Here is a 4,450-nt window from a genome sequence, read left to right on the forward strand (position 1 = left end):
TTGGGCTTGGTGCAACTAATTTGTTGATCTGCATTAAGAATAATAAACAACAGCAAACGCAAACGGTTTAATCTAACTAGAATTCAATAAGCAAGTGGAATCGTAACGATCAACATGAGGGATGGGTATGAAAAGGCGAATTTGGATTGCGTGTATTGCCTTAATCACGAGCGGTTATTGGGCCGTTGGCTATGCTGATGATCGTTATATCGTGACCTATGAGCAGATACCACAGCAGATTGCATTTGAAGGTGTTGTCCAGCCAGTTAACAAAGGGACAGTTGCGGCTCAAACCTCTGGTCGAGTCGTTGGTGTGTATGTCGACGTTAACGATTTTGTTAAAAAGGGCGACGTGCTATTAGAAATCAGCGCTATTCAGCAATCGGCTTCTTTAGACGCATCTCAAGCTCAGTTAACCAGTGCAGAGGCTCGAAATCGTGAAGCTCAAGCTCAACTAAAGCGTTATCGACTGCTGTTTCCTAAAGGTGCGATTTCACAAGACCAAATGGATGGCGCTGAAGCTCAAGCTCGAAGTGCTGCTGCGGCCGTCAAGGCGGCAAAAGCCGCGGTCGTGCAGGCGAAGGAGTCACTTGGATACACCAATATTACCGCCCCTTATGATGGTGTCGTGACGGAGCGACATGTAGAGCTGGGTGAAACGGTGGCTCCGGGTACTGCGCTGCTCAGTGGTTTCTCATTCAATGAGTTGCGTGTTGAAACGGCCATTCCGCAGCGCTATCAGCCTGCAGTCACCAATGTTGCTCAATTCCAAGTCATTATGCCTACGGGCGATAAAATAACCCCAATCGATTACAGCTTATTCAGTTATGCAGACCCTCAATCACATACATTCAAAATCCGTCTTGAGCTGCCTCGTGCAGATCAAACTAACAAGCTCGGGCAAGTGATGCCAGGAATGTGGGTCAAGACAGAGTTTAATTATGGTCAACGTGAGGTGATGCTCATTCCTGTTGCCGCTGTGATTCGCCGAGCAGAACTGAGTGCCGTATATCGCATCGTTGATGATAAACGACTGCTAAATCCAGTGCGATTAGGGCAAACCTATGGTGAATATGTGGAAGTATTATCTGGCTTGGAACAAGGCGATACGGTCGCAAGCCGTGTATTTACACAAGTAGGTGAGTGATATGGATAATCGTTTAGGCGTCTCAGGACGTATTGCCAAAGCTTTTCAGACTTCAGCGATGACGCCGTTGCTCGCGATTGTTGGGTTACTGATGGGCGTTTTTGCAGTAATGGTTACTCCTAAAGAAGAAGAGCCGCAAATCGATGTGACCTTTGCCGATGTGTATATTCCTTTTCCCGGAGCTTCTCCGGCGGAAGTGGAAAGTTTAGTGACGAACCCAGCAGAGCAGATCATCTCTGAAATTGAGGGAATTGATAAAATTTACTCTTTTTCACAACCCGATGGTGCGATGATTGTGGCTATCTTTGATGTCGGCGTTCCTAGAAACGACGCCGTGGTTCGTATTTATAATAAACTCTATTCCAATAAAGATTGGATGCCAAAAGGCGTTGGGGTGGGCGAGCCGATCATCAAACCTAAAGGCATTGAAGATGTGCCTATCGTCAGCATTACGTTATCCGATAAAACGGGCACTTTGGACAACCAGCAGTTAACGCAAGTGGCCCATGGTTTAGAAACAGAGCTCAAACGCATTAATGGTACACGAGATATTTATACGATAGGTCGCCACCCTACTATTGTTGATGTACGTTTAGACCCCGTTAAAATGAACAGCTTTGGCATCACGTTAGATCAACTGAATCAGCATCTTCCTGCGGCGAACCACAGCTCTCCAATGTTGAAACTGACGCATGAAAATCAGCAGTTTCCCGTCCAAATTGGTCAGTTTTTAACAAAAGTTGAAAAAGTAAAGCAATTGGTGATTGGGCTGCATAACCAGACACCGATATATTTAGCGGATGTCGCTACGGTTCAATTGGGTGTTGATACATCAACCCAACAAGTTTGGACCAGTGATAAGCAAGGTATTTATCCAGCAGTTACCTTAGCCATCGCTAAAAAAGGAGGCGAAAACGCCGTTCGTGTGGCTGAGATGGTTGAAGCTCGAGTTGCAGAACTTGAAAATCAGTTAATTCCACACGGAATCAGTGTTGAAATCACGCGTGACTACGGGAAAACCGCCGCCGATAAAAGCAATACATTGATCGGTAAATTGATTTTTGCAACCACTGCAGTCGTTATTTTGGTGGTTATTGCGATGGGATGGCGCGAGGCTATCGTGGTCGGTATGGCTATTGTTGTCACCTTGATGATGACACTGTTTGCATCATGGGCATGGGGTTTTACACTCAACCGGGTCTCGCTTTTTGCGTTAATTTTCTCTATTGGCATTTTAGTGGACGATGCCATTGTTGTTGTGGAAAATATTCACCGTCATATGGCGTTAGGTAAGCGCAAACTGGCGGATCTCATTCCTACGGCGGTTGATGAAGTGGGTGGACCCACAATCCTTGCTACCTTAACCGTGATTGCCGCACTGTTGCCAATGGCCTTTGTCTCTGGGCTTATGGGCCCGTATATGAGCCCAATTCCCATCAATGCTTCGATGGGAATGCTGATTTCATTGGCGGTTGCATTTGTCTTTTCTCCTTGGTTAGCGGTCAAGTTTCTTAAGCCTTCATCGCATCAAGCACAATCTCAATCAACTCAAGGCATCTTTCACCGAATCATGAATCCTTTCGTAGTCTCGGCTGCACAAAGACGTAACCGCTTTTTCTTGATGCTTGCGGTATTTGCGCTTATTGCTGGCTCCCTATTATTGCCAATCACGAAGGCCGTGGTTTTAAAAATGCTGCCTTTCGATAATAAATCAGAGTTTCAAGTGGTATTGGATATGCCTGAAGGGGCGTCGCTTGAGAAAACGCAACGCGTTTTATTTGAACTTGGCACGGTGTTAAATAGCGTGCCTGAAGTCAGTGGGTATCAGATTTACGCAGGTACAGCCGCACCGATCAACTTCAATGGCCTTGTGCGTCATTATTTTATACGCAATCAAGCCAACCAAGGTGATATTCAGGTGAACCTGTTAGGGCGAAAAGAGCGCGATAAAGATAGTCATACGATTGCAAGTGAAGTACGCCCCAAGCTTAATGAGGTTGCCAGCCGATTTGGCGGTAAAGTCAAAGTCGTTGAAGTTCCACCGGGGCCACCCGTTTGGTCACCTATTTTAGCGGAAGTTTATGGTCCGACACATGAGATTCGGGCACAAGCGGCAAGGATGCTACGCGGGATCTTCCACGAAACAGCGGATATTGTCGATATCGATATGTATCTACCGGAAGTGCATCAAAAATGGCAAGTAGTGATTGATCGCAGCAAAGCGTCACACTATCAAGTACCTTATGCTTCGATAGTCGATGCTTTGGCGACGGCCGTCGGTGGAAAGCCGATCACCTATTTGCACAGTGAGCACAGCAAGTACCCAATCCCCATTCAAGTGCAAGCTAGTGAAAATGTCAAAGTCCGATTAGATCAAGTGTTGAACATGAAAGTAGCGAGCACTGCGGGCAGTGCATATCCATTGTCTGATTTAGTTACTATTCGCCAAACTCAAATGGATGACTACATTGTGCATAAAAACCTGTTACCAATGGTGATGGTGGTGGCGGATATGACGGGTGAAACAGACAGCCCCTTATACGGTATGTTTGAAATGGCGTTCAACATCAATGCACTTGGTCTACCTGTGGAACAGTATTATATCCACCAACCTACAGGGTTAAATGGTGTCGAAATATTCTGGGATGGTGAATGGACGATCACTTATGAAACATTCCGCGACATGGGCATTGCCTACGCGGTTGGGATGATCCTTATTTACTTATTGGTTGTCGCGCAGTTTAAGTCCTACCTTGTTCCGTTGATCATTATGGCTCCAATTCCACTGACGATTATTGGCGTCATGCCCGGCCATGCGTTACTTGGTGCTCAGTTCACCGCCACGTCGATGATTGGGATGATAGCACTCGCGGGGATTATTGTGCGTAACTCCATCTTGCTGGTTGATTTCATTAATCAGCAGGTTGAAGAAGGTGTGGCATTTTCCGAAGCGGTTATTCAGTCTGCGGCTGTTCGTGCTAAACCCATCATGCTTACCGCTTTAGCGGCCATGATCGGGGCGGTATTCATTTTAGATGATCCCATTTTTAATGGCTTAGCCATTAGCCTGATTTTCGGCATCTTTGTTTCTACCGTCTTAACTTTATTGGTTATTCCTGTTTTGTATTATACGGTTATGCGTCATTGATCTTTCTGTTCTAACAATTCCCTTGCTCTAACTACAAAATGTCAGCAGGCAATGGATATTAAAAATGCAGTTTTAAATAGGTAGATTACGGATAAATTCGCTATGATTATAACTAAAGGTGTTTCATAACAAGAAAAGCGGTGCAAGCTTAATCG

At 45.6% G+C, this 4,450-nt stretch carries 2 protein-coding genes; both read left to right on the forward strand.

Annotation, left to right across the window (positions count from 1 at the left end; genetic code table 11):
- Nucleotides 1-127: 127 nt before the first annotated feature.
- Complete coding sequence (locus B9J84_RS10015) at nucleotides 128-1,147, forward strand: efflux RND transporter periplasmic adaptor subunit (RefSeq protein WP_029189762.1); 1,020 nt, start codon at nucleotides 128-130, stop codon at nucleotides 1,145-1,147.
- Between the two features lies 1 nt (nucleotide 1,148).
- Nucleotides 1,149-4,295 (forward strand): efflux RND transporter permease subunit, encoded by a 3,147-nt coding sequence (locus tag B9J84_RS10020; RefSeq protein ID WP_094124054.1) that lies wholly within the window; start codon nucleotides 1,149-1,151, stop codon nucleotides 4,293-4,295.
- Nucleotides 4,296-4,450: the final 155 nt, after the last annotated feature.

Source organism: Vibrio sp. V03_P4A6T147 (assembly GCF_002241085.1).
Lineage (GTDB): Bacteria > Pseudomonadota > Gammaproteobacteria > Enterobacterales > Vibrionaceae > Vibrio > Vibrio anguillarum.

Coding starts and splice junctions, on each gene's coding strand:
- B9J84_RS10015 (WP_029189762.1), top strand. CDS start 128: ATGAAAAGGCGAATTTGGATTGCGTGTATTGCCTTAATCACGAGCGGT.
- B9J84_RS10020 (WP_094124054.1), top strand. CDS start 1,149: ATGGATAATCGTTTAGGCGTCTCAGGACGTATTGCCAAAGCTTTTCAG.